This is a genomic window from Anaerovibrio sp. RM50, assembly GCF_000622005.1.
Classification (GTDB): domain Bacteria; phylum Bacillota; class Negativicutes; order Selenomonadales; family Selenomonadaceae; genus Anaerovibrio.
Genome location: NZ_JHWV01000006.1, coordinates 231,511 through 249,143 on the forward strand (window position 1 = coordinate 231,511; position 17,633 = coordinate 249,143).

The 17,633-nt window shown below is 48.7% G+C and carries 15 protein-coding genes; all 15 read right to left on the reverse strand.

All coding sequences use genetic code 11. The features are described 5' to 3' along the window. Window positions 1-58 precede the first annotated feature (58 nt). Window positions 59-949: a DUF4392 domain-containing protein gene (locus T525_RS0104765; RefSeq protein WP_027406266.1), complete on the reverse strand. Its 891-nt coding sequence runs from the start codon at window positions 947-949 to the stop codon at window positions 59-61. A 52-nt stretch (window positions 950-1,001) separates the two neighbouring features. Beyond that, the gene (locus T525_RS0104770) at window positions 1,002-1,811 is read right to left on the reverse strand and encodes a putative hydro-lyase (protein WP_198022622.1); all 810 of its coding nucleotides are present in this window, start codon (window positions 1,809-1,811) and stop codon (window positions 1,002-1,004) included. Window positions 1,812-1,884: 73 nt separating this feature from the next. Beyond that, window positions 1,885-3,021 carry a biotin-dependent carboxyltransferase family protein gene (locus tag T525_RS0104775; protein WP_027406268.1) on the reverse strand — a complete coding sequence of 379 codons (1,137 nt, stop codon included), beginning with the start codon at window positions 3,019-3,021 and terminating at the stop codon, window positions 1,885-1,887. Then, complete coding sequence (gene pxpB, locus T525_RS0104780) at window positions 3,011-3,721, reverse strand: 5-oxoprolinase subunit PxpB (RefSeq protein WP_037325091.1); 711 nt, start codon at window positions 3,719-3,721, stop codon at window positions 3,011-3,013. Before pxpB ends, T525_RS0104775 begins: the two co-directional genes overlap by 11 nt. Before the next feature lie 39 nt (window positions 3,722-3,760). Further along, the gene (locus T525_RS0104785) at window positions 3,761-4,660 is read right to left on the reverse strand and encodes a LamB/YcsF family protein (protein WP_369751936.1); all 900 of its coding nucleotides are present in this window, start codon (window positions 4,658-4,660) and stop codon (window positions 3,761-3,763) included. A gap of 5 nt (window positions 4,661-4,665) precedes the next feature. Continuing rightward, window positions 4,666-5,526 (reverse strand): aminotransferase class IV, encoded by an 861-nt coding sequence (locus tag T525_RS0104790; protein WP_027406271.1) that lies wholly within the window; start codon window positions 5,524-5,526, stop codon window positions 4,666-4,668. A 261-nt stretch (window positions 5,527-5,787) separates the two neighbouring features. Then, complete coding sequence (gene pepD / locus T525_RS0104800; RefSeq protein WP_027406272.1) at window positions 5,788-7,242, reverse strand: beta-Ala-His dipeptidase; 1,455 nt, start codon at window positions 7,240-7,242, stop codon at window positions 5,788-5,790. 115 nt (window positions 7,243-7,357) lie between these two features. Further along, window positions 7,358-8,098, reverse strand: a complete 741-nt coding sequence (nuoB, locus tag T525_RS0104805; RefSeq protein WP_027406273.1) for an NADH-quinone oxidoreductase subunit NuoB — start codon at window positions 8,096-8,098, stop codon at window positions 7,358-7,360. Between the two features lie 19 nt (window positions 8,099-8,117). Then, window positions 8,118-9,620, reverse strand: coding sequence for an NADH-quinone oxidoreductase subunit C (locus tag T525_RS0104810; protein WP_051533411.1), 1,503 nt, complete (start codon window positions 9,618-9,620; stop codon window positions 8,118-8,120). Then, on the reverse strand, window positions 9,620-11,122 hold the full coding sequence (locus T525_RS0104815; RefSeq protein WP_027406275.1) for a proton-conducting transporter membrane subunit: 1,503 nt from the start codon (window positions 11,120-11,122) through the stop codon (window positions 9,620-9,622). The genes T525_RS0104810 and T525_RS0104815 overlap by 1 nt, the downstream gene beginning before the upstream one ends. A gap of 2 nt (window positions 11,123-11,124) precedes the next feature. Continuing rightward, on the reverse strand, window positions 11,125-11,754 hold the full coding sequence (locus tag T525_RS0104820) for a hydrogenase (protein ID WP_027406276.1): 630 nt from the start codon (window positions 11,752-11,754) through the stop codon (window positions 11,125-11,127). A 15-nt stretch (window positions 11,755-11,769) separates the two neighbouring features. After that, the gene (locus tag T525_RS0104825) at window positions 11,770-12,654 is read right to left on the reverse strand and encodes a respiratory chain complex I subunit 1 family protein (protein ID WP_027406277.1); all 885 of its coding nucleotides are present in this window, start codon (window positions 12,652-12,654) and stop codon (window positions 11,770-11,772) included. Continuing rightward, window positions 12,654-14,642: a proton-conducting transporter membrane subunit gene (locus T525_RS0104830; protein WP_027406278.1), complete on the reverse strand. Its 1,989-nt coding sequence runs from the start codon at window positions 14,640-14,642 to the stop codon at window positions 12,654-12,656. Before T525_RS0104830 ends, T525_RS0104825 begins: the two co-directional genes overlap by 1 nt. Window positions 14,643-14,699: 57 nt before the next feature. Beyond that, window positions 14,700-16,040: a D-serine ammonia-lyase gene (locus tag T525_RS0104835; RefSeq protein WP_027406279.1), complete on the reverse strand. Its 1,341-nt coding sequence runs from the start codon at window positions 16,038-16,040 to the stop codon at window positions 14,700-14,702. A 249-nt stretch (window positions 16,041-16,289) separates the two neighbouring features. Next, window positions 16,290-17,429 carry an HAD family hydrolase gene (locus T525_RS14230; protein WP_051533412.1) on the reverse strand — a complete coding sequence of 380 codons (1,140 nt, stop codon included), beginning with the start codon at window positions 17,427-17,429 and terminating at the stop codon, window positions 16,290-16,292. Window positions 17,430-17,633 lie beyond the last annotated feature (204 nt).

The following is a 17,633-nucleotide window of genomic DNA, read 5'->3' on the forward strand; positions in this document are numbered from 1 at the left end:
ATGTGTCGGGTGGCATGGGATAAGGACATTTCCCCCTATCCCATGACAGGCCCCGTATTTAAATATGGAATACCGCAGACATTTCTTCCTTTAGTGCAGTCTGTACCTTCTTTAAAATATCAAGATGCACACTCATAGGCAGTCTGTCCACCGTAGGTCCATTTTGACGGGTACAGCCGTCCACGCTGCCGGCGGCCACAATGGCCTTAATGAGCTTTTTCTCCAATTCCTTGTCCGAAAGAAGATTTTTCCCATGCTTGAGGCTGAGAAGGGCGCATATTCCCCAGCCCCACCAGTTGGAAACCCCTGCCACCAACGGAATCTGGGCGCACTCCGAGGCACAGATTTCCATGCCATGGGGCACCTTGGCCTCAATAACATCCCGCAGGGCTCCCATGCCGATTTCATTGCCCCCGTCCCCAACGGAGATGGTAATCACCCCACGCTTTTTTGCCTCGTCAATAATGCAGGAGCAATCCGTCAGCATATCGTCTATTATCTTGCCTCCCATATTATGATAGTGTCCGTCCCTGGCCTTCCCCGGCCGCTCAAGGGTTATAAGATGGGTGGGCTTGAATTTGTTCAGCATGCGGATAATAAAGGCCTCCGTGTCCTCGTAGGGAATAAGGGTGGGAGGTGTCTTGCAGCCAATGGTTTTAAGTGCCGCCTCAAAGGGCCTGTACCCCTGGCTGTCCGTCATTGGCATAACAGGAATCCCCAGCTTTTCAAAGGCCACCGCTATATTGGCTGTGCCCAGGGGGCCATCCGTTTCCCCTATCCATTTATTTTCCCCCAGACGGGTGGGAAAGCCAGTCAAAAGCATAACCCTTTCCACACTGTCCAGTGCCTTGTCCAATTCCTTTACGGGATTTGGGGGCATGGTGGGAATTAAGCCACGATCCCCCGGGTCTTCCTTCATTATGCTGTCCAGCTTCTCATAAAAAGTCATGACGCTCACTCCTTATAACGCCGCATGTTGAATAACTTGCATTAAAACAATTCTATTTTCCCTTCTTGCTCTCCAAAAAATCGTTTATTTCGCTGTTAAGCTTGTTGGTAATAAACATACACCCAGGGGCGTGGGTTATAACCAGAGGCAGCTTGGCGTGCTCAATTACCGCCTGAGGTGTTACGCCGCAGGCCCAGAATACAGGAATTTCCCTTGGCTTGAAGGTAACGGGATCACCGTAATCCGGCTTGAAAAGGTCCTTTATGCCCAGCTTTTCAGGATGCCCAATATTCACAGGAGCACCGTGAACATTCGGAAATCTTGCGGTGATGGCATCGGCTATCATGGCATTCTGGGGATCCATTGGCCGCATGCTTACCACCAGCTCCCCGGAAAAAATCCCGGCGGGCTCACACATGGTGGTGGTCTTGAACATTGGCACGTTGCAGCCCATGGAAATGTGACGGATATCGATATGGGCCTCCATCAACGCCTCCTCAAAGGAAAAGCTGCAGCCGATAAGGAACACCACGAAATCATCCTGCCAATATGGGGTGGCATCAGTTACTTCCTTGGTGAGAACACCATTTTCAAAAATGCGGTATTGGGGAATATCCGTTAAAATATTGGCTCCCTCGCCCATATCCTTTACGAATTTGCTGCCGTGAATTACCTCCAATAATGGACATGGCTTTGGATTCTTTCTGGCAAATTCCTCAAAATCCCCGGCGTATTTTTCCGGCAATATTACAAGATTGGCCTGGGCGTAGCCATTGGCCATGCCGGAGGTCTGGCCCGTTATTTCCCCGTTTCTAATTTTTATCCATAAGTCCTCAGGACGCATATCTCCATATTCTGACACCTTCAACGCCTCCTTTTCTTTTTCGATAAATTACTTTCACTTATCCTTTGCTTACCTTTTTCCAGCTTCTATTTCACTTTATTTCTTCCACGGACACATGGAAAAGCTGTCCGCCAATTTTCAAATTATAATTTCTAACTCCCGGCCGCCTGTCAGGCCATTCCATTTCTTTCGCATCTTCGGCTTTTACTGCTTCTTCCTCTTCTGTCGCATCTTCTGCTTCCTTATCCATAAGGGCAATCTGCTCCTTCATGGCCAGACGGAATTTCACGTAAATATCCTGGGCTTCCTCCACGGAAATCACCTTGAAGGATATTTTGCTGCCTGGAGAACACTGGGCCAAAAGGGGCAAATCCGCGGAAATAACAGTGGCTACCTTTGGATATCCCCCGGTGGTCTGATGGTCCGCCATCATTATAATGGGCTGGCCGTTGGGGGGCACCTGAATGGAGCCAAATACTATGCCGTCGGTTATCATGTCCCTTTGGGTGGCCCGCTGAATAACCTCCCCCTCAAGGCGGTAGCCCATGCGGTCGGAGTCATTGGATATGGTATAAACAGCTCCATTAAGGGCCCTTATGGCCTCCGGGGTAAAATAATCATCCTGGGGACCCAGCACTATGCGTATTTCATGAATATCCCCCTTGTGATTTTCCCCCCACAGGTGATGGTGGGTCATATATTCATGGTCCGTATGGCGTACATGGGACTTTCCCGCAATAATGGCCTTGGCCAAATCTGTGGGCTTTCCAGTATTGAGCACTTCACCATTATAGAGCTTGGTGCCCTCTGCGCCTCCAATGCCCAGCTTTAAATTGGTGGAATGGCTGCCCATTACAAGGGGCACATCTATACCCCCGTCAACGGCTATATATGCCCGTGTCCCTTCCTCCATGGAGGACACCTTCAAGTGCTGGCCCTTATGAAGTATCAGGGATTCGTAGGCATGGGCGGGCTTATTGTCCACCAAAACCTTTGGCTCCCCGCCAGCTACGGCCACCAGCACATCCTCATCAGCCTCCAGCTCAGGACCCATATATGTACATTCCAGAAGTGGGGCGTCACCTTCATTGCCCACCAGTGCATTGGCGATACTGGCAGAATATCTGTCCATATCCCCGGACACCTGCATGCCGCTGGCCTGATAGCCCATTCGCCCCTTATCCTGTATTGTGGTCATAAGGCCACTGTTAATAACCTTAATGCTCATTTTCCATCGCCCTAAATTCTTCTTTGGCAATTGCCATGAATTCTTCCTTGCTAATCGGCTTAAATTTAATGTACTGGCCCGCCTTTAACAGCACGGGGTCTTTGCAGTTCACGTCATATAGCTTTAATGGGGTGCGGCCAATAATCTGCCAGCCCCCGGGGGATTCCACGGAATAAATTCCCGTCTGTTCCCCAGCTATGCCCACACTGCCCGCCTCAATTTTCAGGCGGGGACTCTCCTTGCGGGGGGTGGAAATGGCCTTGTTCATGCCCCCAAGATAGGGAAATCCTGCCACGAAGCCCAGCATATAAATGGGATATTCGGGCTCACAGTGGAGCCTTATAACCTCTTCCTCGCTGATATTATGGGCTCTGGCCACCTCCCCCAGATCAGGACCGTATTCACCCCCATAGGCCACGGGAATTTCCACCACCTGTTTTGGGGGCATTTCCACATAATCCAAGTTGGTAACCAATTCTTCCAGCTTCTCACATAATGGCCCATAGCGAAGCTCCATGGGGTCATATTGAATCAGCAAGGAGCAATAGGTGGGTACCATTTCCTCAATGCCCCTGATGTGTTCCCCCTCCAGCACGGTTTTCAGGGCCATAACCTTATGATTTATTTCCAGACTGATTTCCTGGCCGAACTCCACGGAGACGGCGCAGTCACCTGCAGTAAGAATTCTCACATTATCCATTATTTCAGGCTCCTAACCATTATTTCAGGCGCCTAACCATTATTTCAGGCTCCTAACCTCTATTCCCGCAGTTTCCAGGGCCTTACGGATATTCTGCACCATCTCTATGGCCTTTTCGTTGTCCCCGTGAACGCAGATACTGTCTGCCTTTATGGCTATTTCCCTGCCATTTATGGAGATAACCTTCCCCTCCTTGGCCATTTTAACTGCCCTTTCAACTGCAGTTTGCATATCGTGAATCACAGCCCCCGGGAGCTTTCTGTTTACAAGGGAGCCGTCATCATTGTAGGCCCTGTCTGCAAATACCTCGCTGGCCGTCCTAAGGCCGCATTTTTCAGCTGCTTCCAGCATTACTGACCCCGCCAGCCCCATAAATATGAGGTTTCTGTCCACAGAGGCAACGGCCTCGCATATTCCCTTTGCCAAGGTTTCATCCTTGGCAGCCATATTATAAAGGGCCCCGTGGGGCTTAACGTGCTGAAGCTCCATGCCCCGTCCTTTGGCAAAGGCCATAAGGGCCCCCAGCTGGTACTTTACATAAGCCCCAGCTTCCTCAGGGGTTACCGTCATGGGGCGGCGGCCAAAGCCCATTAAATCGGGAAATCCGGGATGAGCTCCCACAGCCACACCATGCTTTTTGGCCAAGGCCACTGTCTTTTCCATTATCAATGGGTCTCCGGCGTGCCAGCCACAGGCCACATTTATCGAGGTCACATGGGGAATAACCGCCTCATCCATGCCCAGAGTATAGGCCCCGAAGCTTTCCCCCAAATCACAGTTTAAATCCACACAGCTCATATTTTCCTCCATTTGTAAGGGTTTTTCCTCAAATACAACAACGGGACCCACATCTAAAAAGACGCAGGCCCCTGTTTTCTTAGTGTGCTGAGCCTCATCGCTCACGTATTCAAATCTGTTATCTATAAAATCCGGAATCATTTTAATCAGCCGTTCAGCTTGGTACAGCCAGTATATTCGAAGTATTCCCTTATTAGCTCGTCCTTAATGCGGTTTCTGGTCTTAGGATCCTTGTTCCCCGCCGGCTTCCCGTCCACAGTATCCGCAAAGGTAAGGAAGTTTGAGGAGGAGGTTACAAAAATCTCGTCTGCATCCATAAGCTCCTCAAGGGTGTATTCCCGCTCGTAAACAGGAATCCCCAGGCGATAGCAGGCCTGTATCATGTGGGTCTTGGCAATGCCCCTCAAAATATACTGGTCATTTGGGTGGGAAATCACTGCCCCGTCCTTTAAAATGGACACATTGCTGTGGGCGCATTCAGTAACAATGCCCTTGCGATGGAGAATTGTCTCCGTAACCCCCTTGTGGTGTGCCTCCTGGGAATATAAAACAGCAGGCAGGAGATTCAGGGTCTTCACATTTCCGTATTCAAAGCGCAAATCCTCATGGGTCTGGACCTTTATAGGTTTTTCCATATCACCGATCTTGGAAGGGCGGATATAAACCCACAGCCTTCCCACCATATCCTCACTGTATACGTGGTCCCTGGCAGCCTCTCCTCTGGTTACCTGCCAATATACAAAATGAGTATGGCCCTCCACCTGCTTGGTGAGATGACGCAGGAGCCTGTTCAGCTCATCCTTTTCCATAGGAATCTTAATATCCATAATATTGGCACTGGTGTAAAATCTGTCCAGATGGTCCTCCAGCAAATATGGTACGTGATTTCCCGCAGGGGTAGCCTCGTATACGCCGTCACCAAAGAAATGGGAGCGGTCATTAAATGGAACCATAACCTCCTCAGGGGTGCCAACCTTGCCATCATAGTAAGCTAATTCTTTAAACATATAATCACTCCTATGGTTAAAAAATTAAAAAAAACATTTCCCTGGCTACATTTTATCACTAGAATAAGGGAATTGCCAGACTTTTCAAAAAAATTCCAAACCAAAAATCGAACCAGGTTTGCCAAGCCAATTCTCAAAAAATCGGACTGCATTGGCCAGTCCAATTAAATAAAAAAACAGGCCCCCAAATAAGGGAACCTGTCCTACATATATCTTATGAAATTTCTTCGTATCTATTGAATATCCACGGGAAAGTGAGACTTATTTTGACAGCCTGCCAATGGTTTCCACTATGAGACGGATCTGTGGCGGAATGGTGGCCAGCTCCAGTCTTTCCTTTGGACTGTGGATATCGAAGGTATTAACACCGATGGAAACCACATCCAGCTTTGGATTCTTCATAATATGATAACCGCACTCCAGCCCTGCATGAATGGTTTCCACCTTCATTGGCATGCCGTTCTGCTGCTGAAAAACCTCCAGCATAACCTTGGCCAGCTTGCTGCTGCTGTTTTCCTTCCAGGCCGGGGTCTGTTTGGAAATAACGGCACTGAAGCCCGCCATCTGGGCCAGTATATCTGCCTGCAGTACGAACTCACCTATCTTGGCATCAATGGAAGAACGTGGCATACAGTAAGCACTGATTACCTCCCCATCCATCTTGACCATACCAAGATTGGAGGAGGTCTCCACCAGCCCGGTCACCACCTGAGACATGGCATATACACCGCTATGAAGGGAAATGAAAAGGCGGACAATGCTGTCCCTGTCCTCTTCGCACATTACCCTTGCTGGCATCTGTACTTCACTGAGGACAAATTCAATATTCTTCTCCACATCACCGTATTTATCAAGACAGCTTTCCTTTTCGGCCTCAATTATCTCCTGAATAACATCAGCCTCAGCCACAGTGGAAATTACCACCTCTGCCTCGGCAGGAATGGAATTTCTGGCCTTGCCCCCAGTGAAGCTTGACAGCTCGTAGGAAATCCCCGCCTCATCAAGGGCGTTTAACACCATGGCCATAATGCGGATTGCATTGCCCCGGCCCCTGTTGATTTCCATGCCGGAATGTCCACCCAAAAGGCCCTTAAGGTGTATTTTATAGGCCCTGTCTCCCTTTGGTGCCATAAATTCCAGCTGGCGGTTAAAGTCAATATTTACACTGCCGGCGGAGCCCACAGTGAGCTCATCGTAGTTTTCCGAATCGCAGTTAATAAGATATTTGGCATCCTCCAGATATTTGCTGTCAAGACTAACAGCCCCAGTCATGCCCTGCTCTTCGTCCACGGTTATTATGGCCCTAAGAGGTCCATGGCTTTTCATATTCTTCATAATATAAAGTGCCTCGGCTACGCCGATTCCGTCATCAGCCCCCAGACTGGTGCCATCAGCGGAAAGGAATTTTTCATCCCGCACCAGCTTAATCGGGTCCTTCAATGGGTCATAGTCCACTCCGGGCTCAGCCACACAAACCATGTCCATGTGGCCCTGAATTATAATCAGAGGGGCAGACTCAATGCCGGAGGTTGCGGGCAAATCAGCTATTACATTGTTTACCTCATCCTGATAAACCTTGCAGCCAATATCAGTGAAGGCCTTTACCAGATAATCGCTGACAGCCTTTTCATGGCCGGATTTTCTTGGAATATCCGCCAAAGGGGAAAATTCTGCCAACACTCCATCAATTATTTCTTCATTTGAAAAATCCAACATCGAGTCACGCCCCCTCATGGAACTTTTTTAACTTTTGCCAAATTTATAATGACTTTTTCTCATTTTATCAGTTTTTTGCTGATTTGGCATTTTCCTATTTTCCTACTATGTTAGTCTATTTCATTCTATCCTTCAGCATATCCGCCGCCGCCAACAGAGCCATAATCATGGCAGTTGGTCTTGGGGGACAGCCAGGCACATAGATATCCACCGGCACCAACTTGTCAGCGGCCCCCACCACAGCGTATGTATCGCCATAGGTCTCGCCGCCGGCAGCACAGGCGCCACAGGCCATTACCAGCTTTGGCTCCGGGAGAGCCTCATAGGACATCTTAAGAGCCTGCTCCAAATTACGGGTTACCACGCCAGTAACCATAAGCATATCTGCATGTCTTGGGGAGGCCACGAAGTGAACACCATAGCGGTGGAGATCATAAACGGGATTGCTCATGGCACCCATTTCAAAATCACAGGCGTTGCAGGAGCCCGCATCAAGATGACGCACGTGGAGAGAGCGTCCCAGCTTCTCCTTAAGAACCTCCTGCAAAACCTCCTGACCGCTTTCAATGAGCACTGGCAGAGCGTCCTCATGCTTATGGCGAAGTCTTGCTTCATCAATGGCCTTATTAGCACAGGCCTCCACACAACGGCCGCAGAAAATACATTTTTTATAATCAACGGTGTATTTATCACCAGATACATTAAAGGCCTTTACGGGGCAAACAGCGGCACATTCCTTCAGCACGTCACTATTTGCACTGCCCTCAATGGGGCCCCTGTATCTGTCACTTGCAGACAGAGAGATATTCTCAGTGGCAAGCCTGTCTTTAAAAATTCGTTCCAAAACCTTAAACATAGCTTTTACTCATCTCTCCTTATCTGTCAATGCAGGCATAGCAAAGCTCAAAGCTCTTGTTAATAAGCGGGAAATCCGGAATAATATCACCCTGGACTGCTATAGGCAGGGCCGGCCAGTTGGCATAGGAGGCACTGCGGACGAAAAGTCTGTCAATGCGTCCATCACCATCAAGGGCCACATACTGGAAATTGCTGCCACGGGCTGATTCACTGATGCCCCAGTCAGCACCCTCGGTATATTCCATTTCCACGGAAAGCTCCTGCTCAGTACAATTATTCAAAAGCTCAATAAGCTTGTCCATCATCTCAAAGGAAGCAGAAAGCTCTCCGATGCGCACCAGCAGACGGGCCGCCACATCCCCCATAGACTTTGTATACGGCTTGAAATCAAGCTCATCATATACACCATAGCTGAAATCGCTGCGGCTGTCATGGGCATAGCCGCTGGCCCTGGCACCAACACCCACCATGGCCAGATCAATGGCAGTTTGGTTGCGGACAATACCAGTGGTCTGAACACGGTTCTGGAAATTCTCCTGCTCACGGAACATGGTGGCCATATCCTCAACGCCGTCCGCCACCTCATCCATCACCTGATGGATGTTCTCGCAAAGCTCAAAGGTAATGTCCTTGGCCACGCCCCCCGGAATAATCATGCCCCGGAGGAAGCGGTTCCCCGCCACGGTCTCATTGAGGCGCATAAGCTTTTCCTTAAGGCGGCCCCCAAGGCTGATGGCAGGATTAAAGCCAACTCCTGCTGGAATGTTGCCAATATCCCCAACGTGATTGGTGATACGCTCCAGCTCCATCAAAAGGGTACGGATAATTTCAGCACGTCTTGGAACCTTTACAGCTACAGTCTTTTCCACTGCCTGGCAGAAGCTCCAGGTGTTGGCAATGCTGCAGGCACCGCAAATACGCTCCACAATTGGCAGGGCCTCGTAAGGAATCTTGCCCTCCACAGCCTTTTCTATGCCCCGATGGGTGTAGAAAAGCTTGGCATCCAGCTGAAGCATGGCCTCACCGGCCTGACTGAAACGAAAATGACCCGGCTCAATAATCCCCGCATGGATTGGTCCCACAGGCACCTCAAAGAGGCCCTCACCCTTGGCAGTACGCACCTTGAACTGACGCTCACCACGGACCTTGGCATTAACCTTTACGTTCTTTCTCAGTGGAAAAAAGTCCTCCGGGAATGTCTCATGAAGCACCAAAGGGCGAAGATCAGGGTGTCCCTTTGGCACAAGGCCAAACATATCCTTAATTTCCCGCTCATACCAGGCGGCAGCTGGAACCACATGGGTAATGCTGTCGTATTCAAGGGAACCGTTTGGATTAAATACTACCTTGAAGCCGTCAACAGTCTTCTCCTCGGGAATTTCAAAGTAGCAGTATATTACATAGCCAACCCCTGTGGCAGTTTCATCCCGGCCAAACATGGCTGTGAGGGGATGCTTGCCGCCATCAGACATTTTTTCAGCTGCCATAAGGATAGCCTCAGGCATAATTGTGGTCATCATTATGCGACACCTCCCAGCACAATCTTAGCAGCGTTGTTTATCAAATGATTTAATATGGTAATCTCCCCCAGACCGGCGCTTACAACGAAGCCGAAAATCAGCAGCCCCGCAATCACAAGGGAATCAATGAAGCCAAAAAGCTCCCCAGCGGCCTTGCGCTTAGGGCGGCCCCCCAGCATACGCAAAACGTGGTACAGAATACCGATAAGCATCCCCGCCAGAAGCACCAAAGTCAGAACTCCCAGACAAGGGTGATCGGAAACAAAGAAGCCGTAAAGCATGTAGAACTTGCTGAAGAAAATACCAAATGGCGGCATTCCCAAAAGGGCCACAATGCCCAGCAAAAGGAAGGTGGCACTGCGGGGAACCTGCACCATCATGCCGTGGATACGCATCATATTCTTGGTGCCGTACTCCCCAATAACGGTACCCGCCATATAGAACAGGGAAAATTTAACCAGAGCATGGTTAAATAAATTTAACAACATAGCCTGGGCAGCCACGGGCACAAAGAGACCAAAGGCCGCCATCATAAGGCCATAATTCTCCATGGAGGAATAGGCCAGCATGCGCTTGATATCACGCTGAACCACCACAAATGGCACTGCCACCGCAATGGTAAAGAGACCAAAGAAAAGGCACAGACTGCTTATGAAATCAATGCCAATGGCTGGCATAAGAATAATTATATTTCTGATAAGCACATAAACGGCGCAGCTGCATAAAGAACCAGACAGCAATCCGCTGGTAAGGGCCGGAGCCTCGGAGTAGGCATCTGGAAGCCAGGAGTGCATTGGAGCCAGACCAATCTTGGTGCCATAGCCCACAAAGAGGAAGCACAGGGCAAACTTGGCCATGGCAGGATCCATGAGCTTGCTGTGCTGGGAAAGATACAGCCAGTTCAGGGCATTCTCACTGCCCATGGTGTTAAGCTGAATATAATAAACTATAATGGTACCCAAAAGCGCAAGACAGATACCAACTGTACATACCATTACGTATTTCCACGTAGCCTCCAGGGAGTTACGGGTAAACTTGAAGGCCACCAGCAAAGCAGATACCAGTGTGGTTGCCTCAATGGTAACCCACATAAGGCCAAGATTATTTACCAGCACCACCAGCAGCATAATCCACACAAAGACATGGGAAAGGGCATAAAAACGGCCCTCCAGATAGCCAAAGCGGCGGAGATAACCGTAGCGCTTGTTGGTATCACGGTCAAGATATGCCTTGCTGGTCCAGGCGAAGGCAAAATACAAGGTACCGATTATAATAAGCATCCACATGCTGAGGGCATCCAAATAAATATACTGCCCCGCAAAGGGAATGTCAGAGTCAAAGGTCATAAGCAGCATAACAATGGCTGCCCCAACCCCAGTGGCCACCAGACGGTTAAGCCAATGGAGCACATCCTTGCCCAAAAAGTTTGCCGCCGATATTGCGCTGAAAATAAGTGGCAGGGCAAGTATTATATATATCAATTCTCTTATATCAAAATTCATAATTACCCCTTCAATTTTTTCATTACGCTTGTATCAGTGGTCATAAAGGACAGGCGCATTCTGGAGGTAAGGATAACCAGTACCACCACAGCAATGAGCACGTCAAGGAAAACACCAAGCTCCACCACCAGAGGCAACCCCTCAGTCATAAGAAGGCCCAAAAGGTAGATGCCGTTTTCCAGGGTTATAAGACCGCAAATCTGAATAATGGCACGCTTTCTGAGCACCATCAGGGAAAGGCCCGTCATAATCATCAAAATTGATGAAGCCACAATGTCACGGCCCGCAGCTCCCGGCATAAGGCGCTCCACCAGTGCATAGCCCATTACCAAAAAGAGAGCCGCCGCCATGGTGGAATAATTTACATTACTTGCAGAGACGATTTCCCGCTCGTTTTTCAGCTTCTGTACCAGACGATACACAGCCCCCGGAATAAAGATAACCTTTACGATAAGGGTCAGAACTCCCGGCATTACGGCGTGAATGTCGTTGCCGTGGGAAAAGCCGATAACAAAGCAGGCAATGGCTATAATCACGGACTGGCTGGCAAGGCAGACAACAGCCCGCTTTAAATCAGTAACTCTTGTTTGGAGGAAGACCACAAGAACCAAGAATACTACCAAATAATCCATATTTCTGTGACCTCCTTATTCTGCAATAATTGCCAAAAGCAAAAGAACTATTGCGGCACCAAGATATACGCGAACCTTAAAGAGGCGCATCTTGTTATTGAGGGTTTCCACAATGCCTATTAGCACAGCCCCCAACAGCACCTTCAGGGCCAGAGGAATTTCCACTGGCACGTAAAGGGCCCCAAAGAGAGCCAGAAAAACCACAATCTTAAGATAGCTGCCCAGATGAATAAGGGACAGGAGCTTACCGGAATACTCCAGGGTCATGCACTCGTGGATCATGGTAAGCTCCAGATGGGTGTCCGGATTGTCCACCGGCAGGCGGCTGTTTTCTGCCAGCATTACCAAAAAGAAGGCAACACAGGCCAGCACCGCAGACACTGTGAAGAAAGCCTCATTGTAGTCAATAACCATGGCAGAAAGGGTTGTGGAATGATAGCGTATGCTGTTAATGAGAATGGCCAGCATAACCGCAGGCTCCACCAGCACGGAAATGTAGATTTCACGGGAGCCACCCATGCCGCCAAAGGAGGTAGCAGCATCCATGGAGGAAAGAGTCATAAAGAAACGGCCCAAAGCCAGAATATATACGAAAATAAAGGCATCACCCATGCTGAACTGGCCCGTCAAAAAGCCCGGAACCATGGTAGCTGCCATAAATGAAGTCATAAAATAAACCACAGGAGCCAGCACAAAGATAACCCCGGTGTATGGAGTCAAAATTGTGGCCTTTTTCCACCACTTGCAGATATCAAAATACTCCTGAAAAATGCTGGCACCCTGACGCTTCTGGAGACGGGCCTTAACCTTGTTGATAATGCCCGCCACCAATGGGGCGATAAGAAGCAGCACAAATCCCTGTACCAAGCTGAGGCCGATACTTGTCATTATATATTCCATTACAACAGTACCCCCCAAATCAATACAACAATCATGGCCACCATGGTGTAGCCAATGTAAATACTAACACTGCCCTCCTGAATTCTGTGGAAGGAGGAGGAGGAATTAATCAGCATCTGCTGAAGTGGCTTGTAAAGCTTGTCATTAAAGAGATCCGGAATGGACAGCTCATAATGAAGCTTGCGGCCAAAATAAGCGTGCTCCTTGCGGAGATATGTGGTGCGGCGCTTTGGATTCAAAATGCCGTCAAAGGCACGGCGCAACGGCTTGCTGAAGCCCGTGGCAGAATACTGCTGACGGGAGGTTGGCACTGTACCGCAGTTCCATGTAACCTCCTTTGCCTGGAAGGTGGCGGAGCCATAAATGGAAGCCACCACAAAAACGCCAATAAGAGCAAAGACAATAAAAATCAGGGCAGGACTGTAGAGGGCGTAATAGCCGCTTCCCCCCCACATAATCCCCAGAGGATTGCCCATTGGGGTGATGCCGGTGCCGGAAACCACCTTCTGCATGAGATTTACCAGCAAATCAGGCATTACACCTACCAATACGATAAGCACCGCTTCCAGACCAAGGCCTGCAAGCATGAAAAACGGCATTTCGTGGGCCTTCTCCACAATATGGGTACGGGCACGGCCCAAAAAGGCAATACCATACATGCGCACAAAGCAGCCCAATGCTGTGGCCCCTGTGAGACCAAGCATAATAAAGGCAAAAACAACCAACAGACGCATTTCAGGAGATCCCGCCTGCTGGGCCAGAGTAATAAAGCTCTGCAATGTAAGCCACTCCCCTACCAGACCGCTGGTAAATGGCATGGAGGAAAGGGCCATGCAGCCAATCAACGTAAACAGGGCGGTATATGGCATTTTCTTGGCCAGGCCACCCATGTGCTCAATATTCTTGCTGCCAGTGGCGTGCATTACGCAGCCAGCACTCATGAAGAGCAGTCCCTTCATAAGGCTGTGGCTAAAGGCGTGAACAAGGGCCGCCGTAAAGGCAACCACGGAAAGCATAGGAAAATTCATGGAATAAAGCACCATGCCGCAGCCAAAGGCGGAGAAAATAATGCCCATATTCTCAACAGAGGAATAGGCCAAAATCCGCTTCATATCCACCTCCATGGTGGCATAGAGAACACCGAGGAAGGCGGAAACAAGGCCCATAATCATAACGATAAGGCCATACCAGAATACATCCATGCCAATGAACTGGAAAGCAAAACGGCCAAAGCCATAGAGAGCCACTTTAAGCATAACGCCGCTCATAAGGGCAGATACATGGCTTGGTGCCGCCGGATGGGCATTTGGAAGCCAGATATGGAGAGGCATAAGGCCGGATTTCAGGGCAAAGCCAGCAAAGGCAAAGACAAAGGCCGCATTTCTCATATAGCCGTAAAGGCTGTTTCGGGCCATATCCGCAAAGGAGAAGCTGTCAGCACTGCTGCCCACCAGATAAAAGGCCACCATAATGGCCGCAGTACCAATATGGGTCATAACCATGTACTGATATGCCGCACTGAGGGTCTTTTTCTTTTCCGACTCGTGATTAACAAGCATAAAGGATACAAGGGCCATTATTTCCCAGGACACAATGAAGGTGAAGGCATCCCCGGAAATAAGCACCAAAACAATTGACAGCAGGAACAAATTCCAGAGCCCGCCCAAAGCCCTGATCCTGCTGCCAAGGTAGCCCTTGCCATAATCAAGGGCATAAATACTGATAATCACACCGGCTACACCAGTGAGCAAAAGAAAAGCTCCACTCCAGCCATCCGCCTGCAGGGAGTATTGCCCCCAAGACAGGTCTATAAGCCATCTGCTGCCAGATGACAGAAGGTAATTCAATGAAGAAAATACCACCATGCCGCTGGCAACAATGGAGCAAAGCATACCAAAATAATGTGCCCCCAGTTCAGCCTTTTTCGGCCAAACCAAAGTCACTGTTCCCAACAGATAAACCAGAAGGGACATTTCCATAAAATCCATTTTTTCAGCTCCAAATCAAACTTTAACTCTTTACTTCTTTAACGTATTAACTACCTATCACACTTTTTTCACCAGAAGCTCCTGACGGATATCCTCAGGCACAAGACCGCCACCGGTAGCCCAAATAATATGGGTTGCGTTTTCAAGATAGCGGTTCAGATTATTATCCTCCAGATAGTCCTCCATCTCCCTGGAATGGCTCCAGCACACAGTACCATGAATGGCTGCACAGGAGCTTGGCTCTATGAAGATTTTCTCGGACTCCCACAGAAGACGCAGATACTCAAACAATCTCTTGTCCTTAATGGTAATAATTCCGGAAAGGAATGGCTTTATAAAATCCCCGATGACCGCCGAAGGCCTGCCCACTGCCAGACCATCAGCATGGGTTTTCCCGGAAAGACCCACGTCCTGAACTGTAATATTATTGTAAAGGCCCGTTACCATGCCCAAAAGCATGCAAGGTGCCTGGGTTGGCTCCACAAAGAAGCAGTGTACGTTGTCCCCCAAAAACTGTCTGAGACCGAAGGTAATTCCCCCAGGGGCACCACCCACACCGCATGGAATATATACGAACAAAGGATGTTCATTGTCCACTGTTATGCCCTGCTGTCTCAGCTGCTTTTTAAGCCTCTTCCCCGCAACGGCATAGCCCAAAAACATCTCCTTGGAATCCTCATCATCCACAAAATGGGCGTTATCATCCACCGCAGACTCTGCCCTGGCCTTGGTAATGGCCTCGCTGTAATCCCCATCGTATACCTTGACGATTACTCCCCTGCTGCGAAGCATTTCCTTTTTCCACTCTGCAGCATCACAGGACATGTGAACGATAACCTCATAGCCAAGGGCATTTCCCACAAGGCCCACACTGAGGCCCAAATTACCCGTGGAGCCCACATGAAGCCTTTTGGTGCCAAAAAATGCCTTGGCGGCAGGACTGGCCAGCTTGCAGTAATCATCCTCATAGCTTTCCAGTACACCATTTTCAACAGCCAAGGTCTCGGTATATTTCAGCACCTCATAGATGCCCCCTCTGGCCTTCACGGAACCTCCCACAGGAAGCTGGCTGTCCATTTTCATATAAAGCTTTCCCGCCAGATTGGCACCAATCTTTTCCCTGTTAAGGGCCTTTCTCAGCTCCGGCACCTCCACCAATGGGGATTCAATTATACCCTTGGCATCAACTGTCTCCGGAAAAAGCATCTTAATCAGGGGCGCAAAGCGTCTCAGTCTTGCCTCTGCAGAATCAATATCTGACAGATTAAGCACAGAACGGATAATTGCATCATTGTTAGGCAGCTTGGAATGATTTACCCAATTGACCTCAATGGCATTTTTTATATCAGTAAACAAAATCTCACGTTTTTCAAGTGAAGAAAGGCTGTCAAGTTCCATGATTATATCTTCCTTTCCATTTGGCAAAATAGCCTGTTAACAGTAATTTTGCGCACACAAAAAATGTGGCGCAAAAAACCACATTAGTATTATACATATTTGCCCCTATCAGTTCAATAAGCAAGAGGAAAATCTGCCAATAAAATCCCACAAAAACAGCCCATAAAAAAACTGCCTGCCAGATGAAATCAATCACCTGACAGGCAGCCTATGTGTTTAATGTTGGGTTCTAAATTTTATCAAGAAAGATTATTTAGTGAAGCCCTTGTCAGTGAAGAAGGTCTGGGAACCCTTCTTCTCTACATTATAGCCATAAATAGTCTTCCAGTCCTTAGCCATGGAGATTGGAGTAATACCATACTTCTCGCAGAAAGCCTTGAACTTGTCGCCCTTAGCCTGAGTACCCCAGTCACGGTCGCTGTCGTCGCAGCATACGCCCATAGCGAAGCTCTTATACTTAGGGTTAGCAAGTGTATAGTTCAGCATGGAACCATCGGAAGTGGAGTTACCAAGAGCGATAACTGGATGGATACCGATTTCCTTAGCGATGTTCTGAACCTTACCAGCCTTGTTATCAGTGAACTGGAATGGACCACGCATTACTTTGTCCTTAGCGCCATCCTCGTTGAAGAGGAAGTACTGGGAACCAGCCCAACCCTGACGCTCGATAACTGGCAAGCTGTCAGTACCGATTACATGATCAGGAAGAATGGAAGGAATTGGAGCCTTCAGAGCCTGGCGAACCAGCTGACGGTCAGTACCGGTTACAACATAGAAGTTGAAGCCGTTGTTCTGGAGATAAGTGATAACCTCTACCATTGGCAGATAATAAGCCTCTGCGAAGGTGCAGTTGGTAAGGCCCTCAAGTGGAGCGTTGGAGAAGAAGTTATCTACATACTTATTGAACTCGTCAATGGTCATGCCCTCGAAAGCATAAGACTGAGCGCGGTCTTCGCCTTCATCCTGGTCAGCGGAGATCTTCTGAGCCTTTGCAGCCTTCAGCAGTTCTTCAGCGTAAGCCTTCTCAGTAGCGGTTGGATGATAAGTAGGATCGTTGAAGATACGATGGAAATACAGGTACCACTCGGAATAAGTAGGTGCCAGCTCGCCGTAGAAAGTACCATCCATATCAGATACGCATACACGGTCCTCTACAGGAATGTAGTTAGGGCTGGTAGGATTGGTAACATCCTCAACATAAGCCTTCAGAGCCTTGAAGGATGCAGAATCCTCATTCCAATACTGGAAGTTGGAGCCAGACTTGTGAACGTTGATCTGAGCGATTTCCTGTACGGAAGCTGCCTCAGTAGTAGCCATGTCTGCGCCTACAGCACCAAATGCCAGACCAAGAGCGATTAATGCGGATGCCATTTTCTTGCTAGTTTTCATAAATAAATTTACCCCTTTCGTTTTCACATGCGCACCCCTCAGTGCACAGCATTAAACTTTTAATCCGTCCAGTTCATTCTGAACACGCTTATATATTTCTACAGTTTGTTTTAAAATCCTGCATAGATTAAAAAAAAATTAGGAAATTATGTAAACCACGACATTTTACCTATGTGCAGAAGGAATAAAGTCGTATGTTTTAGG

What these genes read in the sequence shown, in the direction of transcription:
- T525_RS0104765 (WP_027406266.1), bottom strand. Translation starts at nt 949, where the DNA reads ATGACTTTTTATGAGAAGCTGGACAGCATAATGAAGGAAGACCCGGGG.
- T525_RS0104775 (WP_027406268.1), bottom strand. Translation starts at nt 3,021, where the DNA reads ATGAGCATTAAGGTTATTAACAGTGGCCTTATGACCACAATACAGGAT.
- pxpB (WP_037325091.1), bottom strand. Translation starts at nt 3,721, where the DNA reads ATGGATAATGTGAGAATTCTTACTGCAGGTGACTGCGCCGTCTCCGTG.
- T525_RS0104785 (WP_369751936.1), bottom strand. Translation starts at nt 4,660, where the DNA reads ATGATTCCGGATTTTATAGATAACAGATTTGAATACGTGAGCGATGAG.
- T525_RS0104790 (WP_027406271.1), bottom strand. Translation starts at nt 5,526, where the DNA reads ATGTTTAAAGAATTAGCTTACTATGATGGCAAGGTTGGCACCCCTGAG.
- pepD (WP_027406272.1), bottom strand. Translation starts at nt 7,242, where the DNA reads ATGTTGGATTTTTCAAATGAAGAAATAATTGATGGAGTGTTGGCAGAA.
- nuoB (WP_027406273.1), bottom strand. Translation starts at nt 8,098, where the DNA reads ATGTTTAAGGTTTTGGAACGAATTTTTAAAGACAGGCTTGCCACTGAG.
- T525_RS0104810 (WP_051533411.1), bottom strand. Translation starts at nt 9,620, where the DNA reads ATGATGACCACAATTATGCCTGAGGCTATCCTTATGGCAGCTGAAAAA.
- T525_RS0104815 (WP_027406275.1), bottom strand. Translation starts at nt 11,122, where the DNA reads ATGAATTTTGATATAAGAGAATTGATATATATAATACTTGCCCTGCCA.
- T525_RS0104820 (WP_027406276.1), bottom strand. Translation starts at nt 11,754, where the DNA reads ATGGATTATTTGGTAGTATTCTTGGTTCTTGTGGTCTTCCTCCAAACA.
- T525_RS0104825 (WP_027406277.1), bottom strand. Translation starts at nt 12,654, where the DNA reads ATGGAATATATAATGACAAGTATCGGCCTCAGCTTGGTACAGGGATTT.
- T525_RS0104830 (WP_027406278.1), bottom strand. Translation starts at nt 14,642, where the DNA reads ATGGATTTTATGGAAATGTCCCTTCTGGTTTATCTGTTGGGAACAGTG.
- T525_RS0104835 (WP_027406279.1), bottom strand. Translation starts at nt 16,040, where the DNA reads ATGGAACTTGACAGCCTTTCTTCACTTGAAAAACGTGAGATTTTGTTT.
- T525_RS14230 (WP_051533412.1), bottom strand. Translation starts at nt 17,429, where the DNA reads ATGAAAACTAGCAAGAAAATGGCATCCGCATTAATCGCTCTTGGTCTG.